General features: G+C 45.6%; 16 protein-coding genes and 1 pseudogene. 15 read left to right on the top strand and 2 right to left on the bottom strand.

The genetic code is table 11. The features are described 5' to 3' along the window. Positions 1 to 40: 40 nt before the first annotated feature. On the bottom strand, positions 41 to 1,810 hold the full coding sequence (locus tag FBF61_RS11145; protein WP_138477312.1) for an ABC transporter ATP-binding protein: 1,770 nt from the start codon (positions 1,808 to 1,810) through the stop codon (positions 41 to 43). 185 nt (positions 1,811 to 1,995) lie between these two features. On the opposite strand from FBF61_RS11145, the gene FBF61_RS11140 reads away from it, so the two are divergent. The 15 genes and pseudogenes from FBF61_RS11140 to FBF61_RS11075 all read left to right on the top strand — a co-directional run bounded on the left by FBF61_RS11140 (position 1,996) and on the right by FBF61_RS11075 (position 14,788). Continuing rightward, complete coding sequence (locus FBF61_RS11140) at positions 1,996 to 2,910, top strand: helix-turn-helix domain-containing protein (RefSeq protein ID WP_138477311.1); 915 nt, start codon at positions 1,996 to 1,998, stop codon at positions 2,908 to 2,910. Positions 2,911 to 3,002: 92 nt separating this feature from the next. Next, the gene (locus FBF61_RS11135) at positions 3,003 to 4,385 is read left to right on the top strand and encodes a glycoside hydrolase family 88 protein (protein WP_138477310.1); all 1,383 of its coding nucleotides are present in this window, start codon (positions 3,003 to 3,005) and stop codon (positions 4,383 to 4,385) included. A gap of 217 nt (positions 4,386 to 4,602) precedes the next feature. Further along, positions 4,603 to 5,427, top strand: a complete 825-nt coding sequence (locus FBF61_RS11130; protein ID WP_138477309.1) for a sugar phosphate isomerase/epimerase family protein — start codon at positions 4,603 to 4,605, stop codon at positions 5,425 to 5,427. A 140-nt stretch (positions 5,428 to 5,567) separates the two neighbouring features. Continuing rightward, positions 5,568 to 6,713, top strand: a complete 1,146-nt coding sequence (locus tag FBF61_RS11125; RefSeq protein WP_138477308.1) for a Gfo/Idh/MocA family protein — start codon at positions 5,568 to 5,570, stop codon at positions 6,711 to 6,713. Next, a complete protein-coding gene (locus FBF61_RS11120; protein ID WP_138477307.1) occupies positions 6,710 to 7,480 on the top strand; it encodes a 3-ketoacyl-ACP reductase in 771 nt (256 codons plus the stop codon). The genes FBF61_RS11125 and FBF61_RS11120 overlap by 4 nt, the downstream gene beginning before the upstream one ends. Before the next feature lie 132 nt (positions 7,481 to 7,612). After that, positions 7,613 to 8,854 (top strand): MFS transporter, encoded by a 1,242-nt coding sequence (locus FBF61_RS11115; protein ID WP_138477306.1) that lies wholly within the window; start codon positions 7,613 to 7,615, stop codon positions 8,852 to 8,854. Positions 8,855 to 9,085: 231 nt separating this feature from the next. After that, the gene (locus FBF61_RS11110) at positions 9,086 to 9,469 is read left to right on the top strand and encodes a T9SS type A sorting domain-containing protein (RefSeq protein ID WP_138477305.1); all 384 of its coding nucleotides are present in this window, start codon (positions 9,086 to 9,088) and stop codon (positions 9,467 to 9,469) included. A gap of 155 nt (positions 9,470 to 9,624) precedes the next feature. Beyond that, the gene (locus FBF61_RS11105) at positions 9,625 to 9,966 is read left to right on the top strand and encodes a type II toxin-antitoxin system HigB family toxin (RefSeq protein ID WP_138477304.1); all 342 of its coding nucleotides are present in this window, start codon (positions 9,625 to 9,627) and stop codon (positions 9,964 to 9,966) included. Further along, positions 9,936 to 10,523 carry a helix-turn-helix domain-containing protein gene (locus tag FBF61_RS11100; RefSeq protein ID WP_138477303.1) on the top strand — a complete coding sequence of 196 codons (588 nt, stop codon included), beginning with the start codon at positions 9,936 to 9,938 and terminating at the stop codon, positions 10,521 to 10,523. The genes FBF61_RS11105 and FBF61_RS11100 overlap by 31 nt, the downstream gene beginning before the upstream one ends. A 66-nt stretch (positions 10,524 to 10,589) precedes the next feature. Then, positions 10,590 to 11,696 (top strand): Gfo/Idh/MocA family protein, encoded by a 1,107-nt coding sequence (locus FBF61_RS11095; protein WP_138477302.1) that lies wholly within the window; start codon positions 10,590 to 10,592, stop codon positions 11,694 to 11,696. A gap of 13 nt (positions 11,697 to 11,709) precedes the next feature. After that, the gene (locus FBF61_RS11090) at positions 11,710 to 12,819 is read left to right on the top strand and encodes a Gfo/Idh/MocA family protein (RefSeq protein ID WP_138477301.1); all 1,110 of its coding nucleotides are present in this window, start codon (positions 11,710 to 11,712) and stop codon (positions 12,817 to 12,819) included. A 21-nt stretch (positions 12,820 to 12,840) separates the two neighbouring features. Next, entirely contained in the window at positions 12,841 to 13,836 is a 996-nt protein-coding gene (locus FBF61_RS11085) for a glycosyl hydrolase family 18 protein (RefSeq protein WP_138477300.1), read from the top strand. 47 nt (positions 13,837 to 13,883) lie between these two features. Next, positions 13,884 to 14,325: pseudogene (locus FBF61_RS11080) on the top strand (DUF6934 family protein). 11 nt (positions 14,326 to 14,336) lie between these two features. Beyond that, positions 14,337 to 14,510 (top strand): hypothetical protein, encoded by a 174-nt coding sequence (locus tag FBF61_RS34595; protein WP_166444503.1) that lies wholly within the window; start codon positions 14,337 to 14,339, stop codon positions 14,508 to 14,510. After that, the gene (locus tag FBF61_RS11075; protein ID WP_138477299.1) at positions 14,507 to 14,788 is read left to right on the top strand and encodes a protein-tyrosine-phosphatase; all 282 of its coding nucleotides are present in this window, start codon (positions 14,507 to 14,509) and stop codon (positions 14,786 to 14,788) included. Before FBF61_RS34595 ends, FBF61_RS11075 begins: the two co-directional genes overlap by 4 nt. A gap of 121 nt (positions 14,789 to 14,909) precedes the next feature. Here the strand turns inward: FBF61_RS11075 and FBF61_RS11070 are convergent, their stop codons facing one another. Next, positions 14,910 to 15,116 carry a helix-turn-helix transcriptional regulator gene (locus FBF61_RS11070; protein ID WP_138477298.1) on the bottom strand — a complete coding sequence of 69 codons (207 nt, stop codon included), beginning with the start codon at positions 15,114 to 15,116 and terminating at the stop codon, positions 14,910 to 14,912. Positions 15,117 to 15,180 lie beyond the last annotated feature (64 nt).

Below are 15,180 nucleotides of genomic sequence, written 5' to 3'. Positions count from 1 at the left end.
CTCGAAGTAAATCGGTGTCAGGCTTTTTGCTTAATACCCACTATCCTATTTTCAAGACCTCTTTGTACTGCATCCTGTACAAATTCGCGTAAAAACCTTCTTTTTCAAGCAGCTGCTCGTGGTTACCCTCTTCCACGATCAATCCCTTATCCACGACAAGAATCTTATTTGCTTCCTGAATCGTCGATAACCGGTGTGCAATAACGATGGCAGTGCGGCCTTTCATGAGTTTTTCTATTGCTTTTTGTATCAATTCCTCGGTCTCACTATCGACGGACGAAGTAGCCTCGTCCAGCACGATGATCTTGGGTTCGTGAACCATTGCCCTCACAAAAGATATTAGCTGGCGCTGCCCTACAGACAACGTCGAGCCTCTTTCCATCACATTGTAAGTATAGCCACCTGGCAATCGCTCGATGAAGTCATGAACACCTACCAGCTTGGCTGCCTCTACAATTTTATCGTGCGTAATGGTAGAATCCCCCAGCCTGATGTTGTTTTCAATCGTATCGGAGAACAGGAAAACATCTTGTAAAACAACGCCTACATGCTGACGTAAGGCATTCAGTTCGTAATCATGTACCTCTACGCCGTCCACGTAAATGTTCCCTTTGTTAATATCATAAAAGCGGGTCAGCAGATTGATGATGGACGATTTGCCGGCGCCGGTGGCTCCCACTAAGGCAAGGGTCTCCCCTTCTTTGACCTCGAAACTGATATCTTTCAGCACATATTCCTCATCATTGTAAGCAAACCATACATTTCGAAACGCTACATTTCCTTTGATTGTATCCGGCGCGAACGTGCCTTCATTGGCAGTATACTCGTCGCTGTCCAGCAATTTAAGGATCCGGTCGGTGCTCACAATCCCCATTTGCAAGGTATTGAACCGGTCGGCCAGCTGACGGATGGGGCGAAAGAAAAGGTTGATAAACATTACAAAAGCTGTAACAGTACCAAATGTAACCTCGGCTCCAAGGATCTGTTTTGAACCATACCAAACCACAAGGCCCGTTCCGGCCGCCGCGATTACATCGGCAACAGGAAAATAGATGGAATAGTAAAGAATAGACCTGATATGCGCATTCCTGTGCTCTTTATTAATCTCCCTGAATTTTTTGTATTCATTATCCTCGCTACTGAAAATCTGGACGATGCTCATCCCGGTAATATGCTCCTGCACAAATGAATTCAAATTGGAAACCGCGGCGCGTACCTCGTTGAAGGAATCTTTAATTTTTTCTTTAAAAACATAAGTACAAAAAAGCATCAGCGGAATCATCGACAAACTGATCAGCGAAAGCTTCCAGTCAGTATAAAACATGACGGCGATAATCAGTATCAGCTGTAAAATATCACCCGCAATAGCGGCCATCCCGTCGCTAAAAACATTGGAAAGCGTTTCTACGTCCGAAATCGTTCGTGTGACCAGCCGCCCGATTGGCGTGTTATCAAAGAACTTCAGCCTCAGCCAGATAATTTTTTTGTATAGCTCAACACGAATATCACGGATGATATACTGCCCTAGCCAGCCCGACATATAAGTGTTCCAGAACTGCGCGATACCCTGCAATATCGTCACAACGATCATTACGACCAGCATCAAAGTTAACTGCGAATAATTCCCGTTTGCAATAGGTGTATCAATTGTATATTTAATCAAAAGCGGGGTGAGCGGCGCCAGAAATGCGTTGAGCAAGATGATCGCAATCAGTAGATAAAACTGCGTCTGGTAAGGACGAACGAATGCATATAAACGTTTTAGGGTTGGAAGATCAAATATCTGGCCGCTTTTGGTTTCTTTATTCACCTGGTAAAATTGGAATTTAGATTTCGTATCTATTGGTCAACAATGTAAAAGTAAAAAATGTCGCGGAAGGAGGAAAAATCTTGGCTCTGTCATCACGCTACATGCCCTCACATTGGTAGTTTTACCGGTTTCCGGCCTTTTAAGTAAAGTTCAGTCTTTTGAAAAAGCTGTAGTCAGTACTGCGTATGTCCGATGCAATCCCTGTTCATTCCTTACCGAAAACACCCAGCCAGGTTCCGGCATTAAAGATTTTCAGGTTTAAAAACAGCGAAGGGCCGCAGAAAGAATCGCTTGTTCCGCTACCCATAACACCGCTTCCAACCGACACCCCTCACCGTCATACATACTATGAAATTCTTTTTATCGAAGAAGGCCAGGGATTTCACGAGATTGATTTTCATTCTTACAACATACAGGGTGCCGGCTTACATTTCCTGACGCCCGGCCAGGTTCATTTACTCACTTTTTCAAGCTCGTTTCAGGGTTATATTGTAGCTTTTTCGGAAGATTTCTACACGTTTTATAATCCTGCCAGTATTTCTTTATCCCAGCTATCCTTCTTCCAGCCAGTCCGCCGCCAGCCCATCATTACACTCACAAGCGCTGAGATAAAATATTTTCACAACATCATGGAAAATATGGTAACGGATCATCTCTCAGCGGAAACCGACCAGGCCCTGATCGGAAAGTACCTGGGCCTGTTGTTACAAAAATGTTCCTTTTTAGCTCAAAAAGACGTACTGCCTGTTGAATCCGGAGCTAACACCGTCCCCGAAATAGTGGGAAGGTTTCAGGAAATGGTGGAGAAAAATTTCAGGGAGATGCATGAAGTACAGCAATATGCACAGGAACTTTCGGTTTCTCCGGATTATCTGAGCAAGATCGTCAGGAAATTTCTTGGCATATCAAGCCAGGAATACATCCTCGACAAACTGCTTCTTGAAGCAAAACGGCTGCTTGTTTTCACCAATCTGAGCAGCAAAGAAATCGCCTACCACATCCATCTCGAAGACCCCTCGTATTTCAGCCGGATCTTTAAAAAGAAAACAGGTCTTACCCCTAATGAATACCGGGGCAATGTTCGGAAAAGTACCATTTAATAGCAAATATGTACCTTGCTATGCCATTTTTGGAACTATATCTTTGTATTATCCAAAATAAAAATGGCTAAATAATACTATCTTTTCCTACCATGCAGATTCGTAACGATCTTACCGCCGCCTCGCTTCAATCTAAAATTGATGCTTTATGGCAGCTCTCAGCCGAAAAAATAAGCCTGATTTCCAAAGAATATGACAGTACCAAAGGAACTCCGGTTTTCACTGTAAACGGTAAATACACGCTCCGTGGCTGGACAGAGTGGACACAGGGATTTCAATATGGAGCGGAAGTGCTTCAGTATGATGCGACGGAAGATCCGGCTTTTCTTGAAAGCGCACGTAAAAACACAGTAGGCAATATGGCGTCCCATGTAAGCCATTTTGGTGTGCATGACCACGGCTTCAACAATGTCAGCACATACGGAAATCTGCTCAGATTGATGAACGAGGGCCGCATTCCTGAAAATGAGTGGGAACGTAATTTTTACGAAGTTGCGCTTAAAATTTCCGGGGCTGTGCAAGCACACCGCTGGACCAATGCCAAAGACGGCCAGGGTTTCATACATTCTTTTAACGGCCCGCACTCACTTTTTGTGGATACAATCCGTTCGGTTCGCGCTTTGATGGTTTCGCATTTGCTGGGACACAGTTTGATGGGTGAAAATGATGTAAAAACAAGCCTGCTGCTGCGCGGAACTTTACATTCTATCGCTACTGCCAAATATTCGGTCTACTACGGCGAAGGCCGCGACAGTTATGATGTCTGGGGACGAACGGCCCATGAAAGTGTGTTTAATACCAATGATGGAAATTATCGCTGCCCGAATTCTCAGCAGGGTTTTTCCGGGTTTACTACCTGGACACGCGGCCTTGCCTGGGCAATGGTCGGATTTGCCGAGCAACTCGAAACACTTCCCAGTTTTTCTGACGAAGAACTGGCGCCACTCGGCGGCCGTAGCGAAGTTGAAAGCATATACCTGAAAGCTGCAAAAGCTACCTGCGATTTTTATATAGCAAATACTGCTTCCGACGGCATTCCGCATTGGGACACCGGCGCTCCGAATTTGCACAAACTGGGCGATCACACTTCCCGCACCTCCGATCCGTACAATGAATTTGAACCGATCGATAGCTCAGCCGCCGCTATTGGGGCGCAAGGTTTACTGCGTCTGGGAAAATATCTGAACGACCTGGGCCAAACCGAAGAAGGCAGCCGCTACTGGCAGGCCGGTCTGACGGCAGTTGATTCGCTGTTTGCTGAACCTTATCTGTCCACCGATCCGACGCACCAGGGCTTGATCCTGCACTCTATTTACCACCGTCCCAATGGCTGGGATAATGTTCCTGCCGGTCAGAAAATACCTTGCGGAGAGTCCAGCATGTGGGGCGACTACCATGCAAGAGAAGTGGCGCTTTACCTGCATCGGATTAATAAGGGATTGCCTTACTATTCTTATTTGGGTGCGGTGAAGTAGGGCGGATTTGGTCGTTTAATAGTCATTGGTAGTCACTGATTGTCATTTAATAGTCATGGATGGTCATTATTTGTTAGACTTTACGTCGAAACGACATTCACCCAAATGACAACAAATGACCATCCATGACAACAAATGACTAAAAATGACTAAAAATGACCAAAAATGACCATCAATAACCATTCCCAAAATAGCAACGTATAACAGAAATTAAACTTTGGAAAATATATCACTGGATCGCTGCTGCATTCATACAATTACTACAAAGCCCTGGGGACTTGCCGAGGCTGTTGAAAATTATGCGGCTGCCGGAGTAAAAGGGATTAGTGTCTGGCAAAACGCTACTGAAGGCATAGGGCCGCACCGGGCAGGCGAGCTGATCCGCAGCGCCGGACTAGAAATCGTTTCCTACGTACGAGGAGGCTTTTTCCCGCATACCACCAGTGCTGGAAGGGCGCAGGCAATTGATCATAACAAAAAGTTACTCGAAGAAGCTGCCGCCTTGGGCGCGCCGATGATCGTGCTGGTTTGTGGCGCATCTCCCGATCAATCGATGGAAAAATCGAGGGAACAGATTAGAGAAGGTATCAGTGCGATACTACCGCTTGCTGAAAAACTGAAAGTAAAACTGGCCATTGAGCCGTTGCACCCTATGTACGCCGCCGACAGATCCGCGATCAATACGCTGGCACAGGCCAATGATATGGCCGAACATTTCAACTCTCCTATCGTTGGCGTAGCCGTGGATGTATACCATTTGTGGTGGGACGGCGACCTGGAAAAAGAAATCGCGCGATGCGGAGCTCATGGCAATTTACTGGCTTATCACGTTTGCGACTGGAAAGTAAATACCATCGACCTGCTCAATGACCGGGGATTGATGGGTGAAGGATGTATCGACCTGAAAAAAATCAGAAGCTGGGTGGAAGCTACCGGATTCAATGGTTTTTGCGAGGTGGAGATTTTTTCAAATATACATTGGGCAAAAGACCAGCATCTGTTTTTGAAAGAGATTACGGAGGCTTTTGTAGAGAAGGTCTAGTTACCGGCCGGAGGCCTTGAAATAGTCGGCACGAAGCGGAGCTTCGCGCCACCCTGGCGGCTTGCATTGAAGCATCATTAATATTTTTTTAAATAGCTGAAAGCCGATAGCCGACAGCATATCTTAATCAACCAAACAACATGACAACACATACCATTGGCATTATCATGAACGGCGTAACCGGCCGCATGGGAACCAACCAGCATTTACTGCGCTCCATCAAAGCGATCATCGATCAGGGCGGCGTTAAAATTTCTTCTGACGAAGTGATCATGCCTGATCCTATTTTGGTAGGAAGAAACGAAAGCAAACTGCAATCACTCTGCAAGCAGTCGGGTATCGAGAAATATACTACGGATCTGGATTCAGTGATGTCCGATCCGCGTTACCAGATCTATTTCGATGCACAGGTTACCGGTCGCCGGGCGGCGGCTGTCAAAAAAGCTATCCTGGCTGGTAAACACATTTATTGTGAAAAACCAACCGGTACTACCACCGAGGAAGCACTGGAATTGTATGAGCTGGCTACTGCGGCAGGTTTGAAAAATGGAGTGGTACAAGACAAACTCTGGCTTCCCGGCATGCTGAAACTGAAACGCCTGATGGAAAACGGTTTCTTTGGTAAAATCCTTTCGGTTCGCGGAGAATTCGGCTACTGGGTTTTTGAAGGTCATAGTATCCCGGCCCAGCGTCCTTCCTGGAATTACCGCAAAGAGGATGACGGCGGCATTATAGTCGATATGCTTTGCCACTGGCGCTATGTGCTCGACAATCTTTTTGGCAAGGTAAAAGCTGTTTCCTGCCTGGGTGCAACACACATTCCCGAGCGTATCGACGAAAATGGAAAACCTTACAAATGCACAGCAGATGACGCCTGCTACGCAACCTTTGAGTTGGAAGACGATGTGATCGCACAATTCAATTCGTCCTGGACAGTCCGCGTACGCCGCGACGATCTGCTGACTTTGCAGGTCGACGGCACCAAAGGTTCTGCCGTTGCCGGTCTGCGCGATTGTTATATTCAACATTACGGAAATACCCCGAAGCCCGTCTGGAATCCGGATATTCCACAGCCAATACCATTTTTCGACGGCTGGTCCAAAGTGCCTGAGCAGGAAATTTTTGACAATGCCTTTAAAGCACAGTGGGAATTATTTTTAAAACATATCGTAAAAGACACTCCTTTTCCATGGGATCTTAAAGCCGGTGCCCGCGGAGTCCAGCTGGCTGAAAAAGGTATCGAAAGCTGGGAAAAACGGCAGTGGGTTAATATTGAGGAGCTATGAAAAAAACGGCATTAATTACAGGAGGAAGTCGCGGGATCGGTTTCGGGATCGCGAAAGCATTGGCAAATGAAGGTTATAATCTCGCTATCAATGGCGTCAGGGATGAAGAAGGCGCCGCTTCCGCATTGGACGAGCTTCGCCAACTGGGTGCAGAAGTAGTTTATTGCCAGGGAAATATCTCCAATGCTGCGGACCGCGAAGCTGTGATAGAGAAAGCCTATTCCGTTTTTGGACAGATCAATGTGTTAGTTAACAACGCTGGAATTGCTCCCCGCGAGAGACTGGACATTCTTGAAACCACGCTGGAAAATTTCCAGGAAGTGATGCAGACAAACCTGGAAGGACCTTTTTTTCTCACGCAGCAGATTGCCAAGAAAATGGCGCACGCCAAAACGAATAATCATGCATTCGAAGCAACCATCATTTTCGTAACATCCATTTCAGCAACCGTTGCTTCTATCAACAGGGGTGAATATTGTATTTCAAAGGCTGGACTCGCTATGACCAATCTGCTTTTTGCGGTGAGAATGGCTGAATATAACATCCCGGTTTTTGAAATCCGCCCGGGTATTGTTGCTACGGACATGACTTCCAAAGTGCAGGAAAAATATGACAACCTGTTCCAGGGTGGTATTGCCCTGCAACCTCGCTGGGGCACGCCGGATGACATAGGAAAAGCGGTTGCATCCGTCACGAGGGGCGATTTTCCCTACTCCACCGGCCAGGTTATCAACGTGGATGGTGGGATGCTGATTGACAGGCTTTGACGGCTGTCGGCTGTCAGCCATTAGCTATTGGCTGTAAGAGCCGCCGAAGATCTAACACAACATGCATTGAAGTATAAGGTTTATCTCAAACAAAACTAAAAGCTAAACGCTGATAGCTAAAAGCAATCAAAAATGCCTGAAAACCCAACCTCCCGTCCTTCCCTGCTTTCGCAACTTTTACAAGTGCCGGTCATTGTAGCGGCATTGGGTTACCTGGTCGATATGTACGACCTTTTTCTTTTCAGCGTGGTGCGGGTCCCGAGCTTAAAAGCGCTCAATGTACCCACCGATCAATTGTTAACCGAAGGGATCACCCTACTCAATTACCAAATGGCAGGGATGCTGATCGGAGGGGTTTTGTGGGGTGTTATTGCTGATAAAAAAGGAAGGCTTTCCGTACTTTTCGGCTCCATCATCATGTATTCCCTTGCCAATATCGGAAACGGATTTGTCACTTCACTTGATCAATATGCGTTCCTCCGTTTCATTGCGGGCGTAGGTCTGGCGGGCGAACTTGGGGCCGGTATTACATTGGTCACCGAAGTTCTGCCAAAAGAAATCCGCGGATACGGTACAACCTTAGTTGCAACTTTGGGCGTACTCGGAGCAATTCTCGCGTATTTTGTTGCCGACCTGTTTGAATGGAGAATCTCCTATTTTGTGGGTGGCGGAATGGGTTTATTGCTGCTGATATTAAGGTTCAATGTTTTCGAATCGGGAATGTTCAAGCAGGTTAAGGAAAAAACGGTCGATCGCGGAAACGTTCTGATGATCCTTACCAACGGAAAACGTTTCGGGAAATATATGATGGCAATATTGGTCGGGTTGCCGATATGGTTTGTGGTTGGCATTCTCATTACTTTTTCACCGGAGTTCGGCGCTGCCAAAGGGATTGAAGGAATTAATGCCGGCAAGGCGGTTATGCTGGCATTTTCCGGGCAGGTTTTCGGCGATATATTCAGCGGGTTGCTCAGTCAGTATCTTAAAAGCAGAAAGCGGGTGATCGGTTTGTTCATTATTCTGTCGCTGACGATGATGATCGGGTATCTGCTGATTCCTTCGCTGGATCTGTTTACGTTTTATCTGATGTGTGCACTGCTGGGCTTCTGCAATGGATACTGGACATTGTTCATCACCATCGCGGCAGAGCTTTTCGGAACGAATTTACGTGCAACCGTTGCCACTACTGTTCCCAACTTTGTGCGGGGCGCTACTATTCCACTGGCTGCTTTATTTGTGGGTTTCAAACCCGATCTTGGTGTGATTCAAAGCGGACTACTGATCGGAGTTGCTACCAGTGCAGTGGCGTTACTCGCCCTGTATTTTCTGGAAGAGACTTTTACTAAGGATATGGATTTCGTGGAGAAAGAATAAAATACGTCTCAAAATCATGTATAAACGGCTTTCTGGTAATCCAGGGAGCCGTTTTTTATTAAAATGGCCTTACCGGTTAATTCTTTATTTGCGATATGAACCATTCATCTGGTCAGATTTTCCGCTCCTGTACTTTGCATAACATAGTACCATGCTTAGCCATTACATTTGTCATGTTCTTTTAGGTAAGACAAAAGAAAAATCAGCCATAAAAATAAAATCAAAACAGCCATGAAAACTTCAATCAAAACTTTCGTTTGTGCCCTGGCACTTATTGCTACTGCTTCTTTCACAGCCAACGCAGAAGATAATGAGGCCAAAAAATCCTCAGGTTTCGGAACCGGCATTTATCCCACAAAAAGCGGAAAGATTAATGTACTGGTAGACAAAGCCAATGCTGACTCTCGAACCACCATTGTTCTGAAAAATGAAAATGGCGAAGTGGTGTACCGTGAAACAGTCGCTAAAAACCAACTCAAATTTGGCCGTACATTCAATCTGGACGAAATGCAGGCAGGTAAATACAGCCTCGATGTCATCAGCGGAAAAGAAAAACAATCCAAGTCGTTTCAATTGTCAGAGCAAAAAACCGAACGGTTTTTGACTGTAAAGTAAACAATCCAAAGGTTTATGAAGAAGCTCCCGGTCAACTCCGGGGGCTTTTTTTGTTGTGCGAAGCCCTTACTTTTTACATAACCCGCGTCAGAAGGTTGAAGCAAAAAAGACAAGTTCTATTAAAAGTAGAACTTTTTACTTAAATTCAATCACCCGTGACAATCGAAGGAAAAAAGATACTGCTCAGGTTTCTGGATAAAAACCGAGGTAATAAGAGGTTGATAACAGCAATAGAACAATTAATCTCGGATCTTGAAAACACTGAAATTAGATCAGCGGAGGATTTGTATAAAGTAAGAAGGGATGCAGATAAGGTGCACAATGACGGATTCTATTTCTTCGACATTCATGTTCATCGCATGATGATGCTTGTTAAATTTCATTCAAACCGGGCCATCGTTATTTGGGCTGGCAATCATGACAATTACGCAGCAACTTTTAAAAACAATAAAACCAGTATAGAGAAATGGCTCAGAACAAATGGTCACATACATTAAATGAGACTGATATCAGATCAATGATCCGTAAAGGGGAGCTAACTTCTGAAATAGAACTTGAGAGGGCTTCTCGCGCTGCGCGTTTTTTACGACTCCAGAGTAAAAGTCAGCCGGAATTGGAATCTTTGGAAGAAGAATTGGGCTTACTAATCCGAAAATACGAATCCATTCACTGGTCAGGAAAAGAACCTGTTCCCGATTCTCAAATAATAGAAAGTGACCTTGCCGAAGCCCAGGCTGACGCCGAATTCAGATTTTTCATTTCAAGAAGAGAATTGATCTTGTCAAAACTCAAAACAAAAGGTCTCAAACAAAACGATCTTGCCGGCATCCTGGCGCACAATAAATCCTACACTTCCGAGCTTTTGAATGGTATCCGGGCATTTTCAACGAAAGATCTTATTGTTATTCACAAGCTGCTGGATATCAAGCTGGAAGATTTATTCTTTACCCAAATTCCTCATGAAGTAGAGGAACGAATCAAATCTACGCTGGGCAAAATCTCTGACAGTAAAGCCAAATCACAGCCCCGACTGCTTGAAATAGCAGCAAAGTAAGGAGATAAGCCACCGGTCTAACTTTTCCCGATATCTCCGAACACTTTCCACCAAACCAAGCTAAATATGAATTCCCGTCGTGATTTTTTGCAAAAGATTTCATTAGGAATCGGCGCGACCGCTTTGACCGGCTTGCCAGAGGTTGCTTCTGCCCTTCCCGGTTTCAGGGCCGATAAACAGTTGCGGGTTGCATTAATGGGCCTCGGTGGCTACGCGAACATTGTGGCGCGGGGTATGAAGGAATGCAAAACCGCAAAACTGGTGGGCATCGTCACAGGCACACCTTCCAAAATCCCGGAATGGAAACAGAAGTACGGGATTGAGGACAAAAATGTTTACAACTACGAGAACTTCCACACCATTAAAGACAACCCCGATATTGATCTTGTATATGTGATTACGCCTAACTCGTTGCATCACAAGCATGTACTGATGGTTGCTGCGGCGAAGAAGCATGTGATTTGTGAAAAGCCGGTTGCCGACAATGCCAAACAGGCACGCGAAATGATCGCTGCCTGTGAAAAAGCAGGCGTGAAATTTTATATTGGTTACCGGCTGCATTTCGAACCGCACACCCGCGAGCTGATACGCATGCGAGAAGCGGGTGAATTTGGCAAGATCATGCACGTCAATAACTATGCTGGCTTCACAATTGGTGATCCTACGCAATGGAGGCTAAAAAAGGCGCTGGCAGGTGGTGGGGCGATGATGGACGTAGGTGTTTATTCGCTAAATGGCGCACGTTATTGTACGGGTGAGGAGCCGATCTGGGTTACGGCCCAGGAATCCAAAACCGATCCTGTAAAGTTCAAGGAAGTGGATGAAACGATCACTTTTCAGCTTGGATTTCCAAGTGGGATTATTGCCAATTGCGGTTGTACCTATAATTTCAACCATGCCGAGCGATTGCATGTGATGGGCAGCAAAGGCTGGGCGGAAATGAACCCATCCTTTGGCTACGGCCCGATCCGCGGCGTGACGCATAAAGGCCCTATCGACCAGCCGGATGTAAATCACCAGGCTTATCAGATGGACGGCGTCGCAGATGCGATCCTGAACGGAAAACCAGATCCGAATGTAACTGGCCAGGAAGGATTGAAAGATATGATCGTAGTAGATGCGGTGTATGAGTCGATCCGGAAAGGCGGGGCCAAGATATTTATCAACAAATAAATCACTGATCACCATGGATTCTCGTCGCGATTTTCTTCAAAAATTTTCACTGGGCATTGGCGCCACAGCACTTTCAGCGCTGCCCGCTTACGCAAATTCTTGCACCAGACCAAAGGCCGACAAACAATTGCGGGTAGCGATTATGGGCTTGGGTAGCTACGGGACGCGTGTGGCTGACGCTATGAAAGATTGCAAAATGGCTACCTTGGTAGGCGCAGTTTCCGGCACTCCGTCCAAGCTGGAAGACTGGAAAAAGAAATATGACATTCCCGAAAAGAATACCTATAACTACGAAACTGTCGGCCAGATCAAAAATAATCCGGATATAGACATTGTATACATTACCACGCCCAATTCGCTCCATCACAAGCATGTTCTGCAGATAGCAGCTGCAGGAAAACATGTACTTTGTGAAAAGCCTGTCGCCGACAATGCCAAGCAGACCCGTGAAATGATCGCCGCTTGCGAGAAAGCCGGAGTGAAATTTTACATTGGCTACCGCATGCATTTTGAGCCACATACCCGGGAGTTGATCCGCATGCGTGAAGCCGGCGAACTCGGGAAAATCATGCACGTGAACAATTATATGGGCTTTAAATCCGGGGATCCAAATCAATGGAGGCTCAAAAAAGCATTGGCAGGCGGCGGCGCGATGATGGATGTGGGCATTTATGCTTTAAACGGTGCAAGATATGCAACAGGCGAAGAGCCGATCTGGGTTACAGCCCAGGAATCTAAAACCGACCCGGTGAAATTCAAGGAAGTGGACGAAACGATCATGTTTCAACTGGGTTTTCCAAGCGGCGTGATTGCGAGCTGCGGCACCACTTATGCTTTCAATAATTACGAAAGACTTTATGTAGTTGGTGAAAAAGGTTTTGTAGAACTGAGTCCCGCGTTCAGCTACGGGCCCATTAAAGGCCGCACGCACCTCGGCCCGATGAACCAGCCGATAGTCACACATCAGACGTTGCAAATGGACGGGATTGCAGATATAATTCTCAACAACAAACCTGATCCGAATGTATCAGGAGCGGAAGGATTAAAGGATATGATCGTGGTCGATGCCGTTTATGAGTCCATCCGTAAAGGCGGAGCCAAGATTATGTTAGCAGGAAAATAAGACACCAAACACAGGATCATCATGAATTTTCGGAAGTTTATCAAGCAATTTATTTCGGGGATCATGGTGATTCTTGTGTTCAATACCGGTTGCAGCAAGAAAAGTGCGGTTATTTCAAAAAATGAAACTACGGACCCGATTTTCAAAGTAATCGGATACTTGCCCAACAGGACGGACTTACTCACGGCAGCAAATCAGGTGGACTATTCCAAAATCACGCATTTGTACATTGCATTTATCAATCCCGATTCCCTGGGCAATCTCATGGGGACTGCTAATTTAAAGGCAGTTGCAGATCTTGCCCATTTGAAAAATGTGAAGATCATGGCGTCGATCGGCGGAGGTGGCGCGCCGAAATATTACCCTTCATTTTTGATTGGAGAAAAGAAAACGAAACTGATCAATGATCTTGTCAATCTGGCAGTTACCAATAATCTTGACGGAATCGATGTAGACCTGGAAGGTGCTTTGATCGATGCCAATTACGAAAATTTTGTGGTCGACCTTGCTGCTGCGTTGAAACAAAAAAACAAACTTGTTACTGCCGCCATTGCCACGGTTTACAAAAGCCAGTTCACTGACAAAGCCCTCGCCCAATTCGACTTTGTCAATATCATGTCCTACGACCGCACCGGCCCCTGGCGTCCCGACAGGCCCGGTCCGCACGCCCCCTACTCCATGGCCGAAGAAGACCTTCAATACTGGCTCGAAACCCGCAAAATCCCGAAGGAGAAACTTACCCTCGGTGTTCCATTTTACGGCTACGGCTTCGGCGGCACCGCGCCGGAAAGCATGTCCTACAAAACCATCCTCCGCCAATACCCCGATTCCGTCAATCAAGATCAAATGCACCTGAACGGCGGTATGGTTTATTTCAACGGCCTTCCAACAATCAAAAAGAAAACCGAACTGGCAAAGAAAAAAGTCAGCGGCGTGATGATCTGGCAATTGATGCAGGATTCCACCGGGGTGAAGTCGTTGCTAGGGGAGATTGATGGGGTGGTGAAGGGGAGGTGATTTTTTGTATTTTTAATAAACACGCACTTGAATATTGAATCAAATACATGAATCTTGACAGATACGCACTGACTGCTGGTACATATTCCACAATTTTTGAATTCACAAGCGAGGGTCCGAAAGGGTATATTTCCAAGATAGTTGCTTTTCAAAATATAGGTCCGGGAATTTACAATTTAGCTTTTGGAGACAAGAACGATTTAACCGGCGACTTTGACGATCAGGCAACTTCCGACAATGGAGACTCCGAAAAAGTTCTTGCGACAGTTGTGCAAGCACTGTACAAATTCTTTGACGCTTACCCCTGCAACCGTTTACGCCGTTGGCAGCACAAAAGTCCGGACAAGATTGTACAGAATGGGTATAACCCAATATCTCAATGAGGCAGTTCAGGATTTTGAACTTTATGGCAGAGTTGGAGACGATTTTTTCAAGTTTGAAGTTAATACTCAGTACAGTGCCTTTCTTGTTCGTAAAAGAAATTACTAAATTGCACTAACATGAAAACGTCACAAAATAATTGGAGCAGTAAAGTCCCGGAGATTCAGATCGATCCTTCGCTGGATCAATTTATCCTCAAAAACCCTTTCCCGAAAAAGCTGGCACAGGCAAAGAACGAACTAAAAACCGCCAAACTTCCTCCAAGACAGGTTGTTGTTCCTGAAACTAAATGACCCGTCCCAACCTCCTCGTCATTTGCGGACGAAACAAAAGGCGAAGCCGCACGGCTGAGCACATCTTCAAAAATGACAGCCGATTCAATATTCGGTCTGCTGGATTAAGTCCTCAGAGCAATCGCAAAATTTCCGAAAGTGATCTTAATTGGGCTGACCAGGTACTGCTTATGGAAGCCGATCAGAAAACAAAAATCCGCAAAGTATATCAACATCTTGAGTTGCCGCCCATTGAAATTCTTGACATTGCCGATGACTATGAATTTATGGATGAATAACTCGTTGATACTTTGAAAGTCAAGATCAATTCCCTGCTCGCGATTAATTACGATTTATAAGCTATGAGTGCTTCTAGCCTGGTGAAGAATTATGTGAGGATATAACGTATTTCCAAGCTATTCACTTTGAAGGCACAAACAACTCTCGCACATCCACATCCAGCAACTTCGCAATCTCATAAAAAGTCTCAATCGTAGGCTGCATATCATTTGTGCACCAACGTGATACCGTAGATTTGTCCTTTTCAATCGCCTCTGCCAGCCACTTAGCAGACTTATCTTTCTCCGCAAGAATTATCTTAATCCTATTAAACTTCTGCTTAGGCATTAACTAAATGTTTTCGTTTGACGCAAACTTAGTGAAAACTTTAAGTTAATGATAATGAGTAAGT

It is taken from the genome of Dyadobacter bucti, assembly GCF_005869225.1.
GTDB classification, from domain to species: domain Bacteria; phylum Bacteroidota; class Bacteroidia; order Cytophagales; family Spirosomataceae; genus Dyadobacter; species Dyadobacter bucti.
This window is presented reverse-complemented; position numbering and strand designations above follow the sequence as displayed.

Coding starts and splice junctions, on each gene's coding strand:
- FBF61_RS11115 (WP_138477306.1), top strand. CDS start 7,613: ATGCCTGAAAACCCAACCTCCCGTCCTTCCCTGCTTTCGCAACTTTTA.
- FBF61_RS11095 (WP_138477302.1), top strand. CDS start 10,590: ATGAATTCCCGTCGTGATTTTTTGCAAAAGATTTCATTAGGAATCGGC.
- FBF61_RS11135 (WP_138477310.1), top strand. CDS start 3,003: ATGCAGATTCGTAACGATCTTACCGCCGCCTCGCTTCAATCTAAAATT.
- FBF61_RS11140 (WP_138477311.1), top strand. CDS start 1,996: ATGTCCGATGCAATCCCTGTTCATTCCTTACCGAAAACACCCAGCCAG.
- FBF61_RS11110 (WP_138477305.1), top strand. CDS start 9,086: ATGAAAACTTCAATCAAAACTTTCGTTTGTGCCCTGGCACTTATTGCT.
- FBF61_RS11120 (WP_138477307.1), top strand. CDS start 6,710: ATGAAAAAAACGGCATTAATTACAGGAGGAAGTCGCGGGATCGGTTTC.
- FBF61_RS11085 (WP_138477300.1), top strand. CDS start 12,841: ATGAATTTTCGGAAGTTTATCAAGCAATTTATTTCGGGGATCATGGTG.
- FBF61_RS11125 (WP_138477308.1), top strand. CDS start 5,568: ATGACAACACATACCATTGGCATTATCATGAACGGCGTAACCGGCCGC.
- FBF61_RS11070 (WP_138477298.1), bottom strand. CDS start 15,116: ATGCCTAAGCAGAAGTTTAATAGGATTAAGATAATTCTTGCGGAGAAA.
- FBF61_RS11075 (WP_138477299.1), top strand. CDS start 14,507: ATGACCCGTCCCAACCTCCTCGTCATTTGCGGACGAAACAAAAGGCGA.
- FBF61_RS11090 (WP_138477301.1), top strand. CDS start 11,710: ATGGATTCTCGTCGCGATTTTCTTCAAAAATTTTCACTGGGCATTGGC.
- FBF61_RS11100 (WP_138477303.1), top strand. CDS start 9,936: ATGGCTCAGAACAAATGGTCACATACATTAAATGAGACTGATATCAGA.
- FBF61_RS34595 (WP_166444503.1), top strand. CDS start 14,337: ATGAAAACGTCACAAAATAATTGGAGCAGTAAAGTCCCGGAGATTCAG.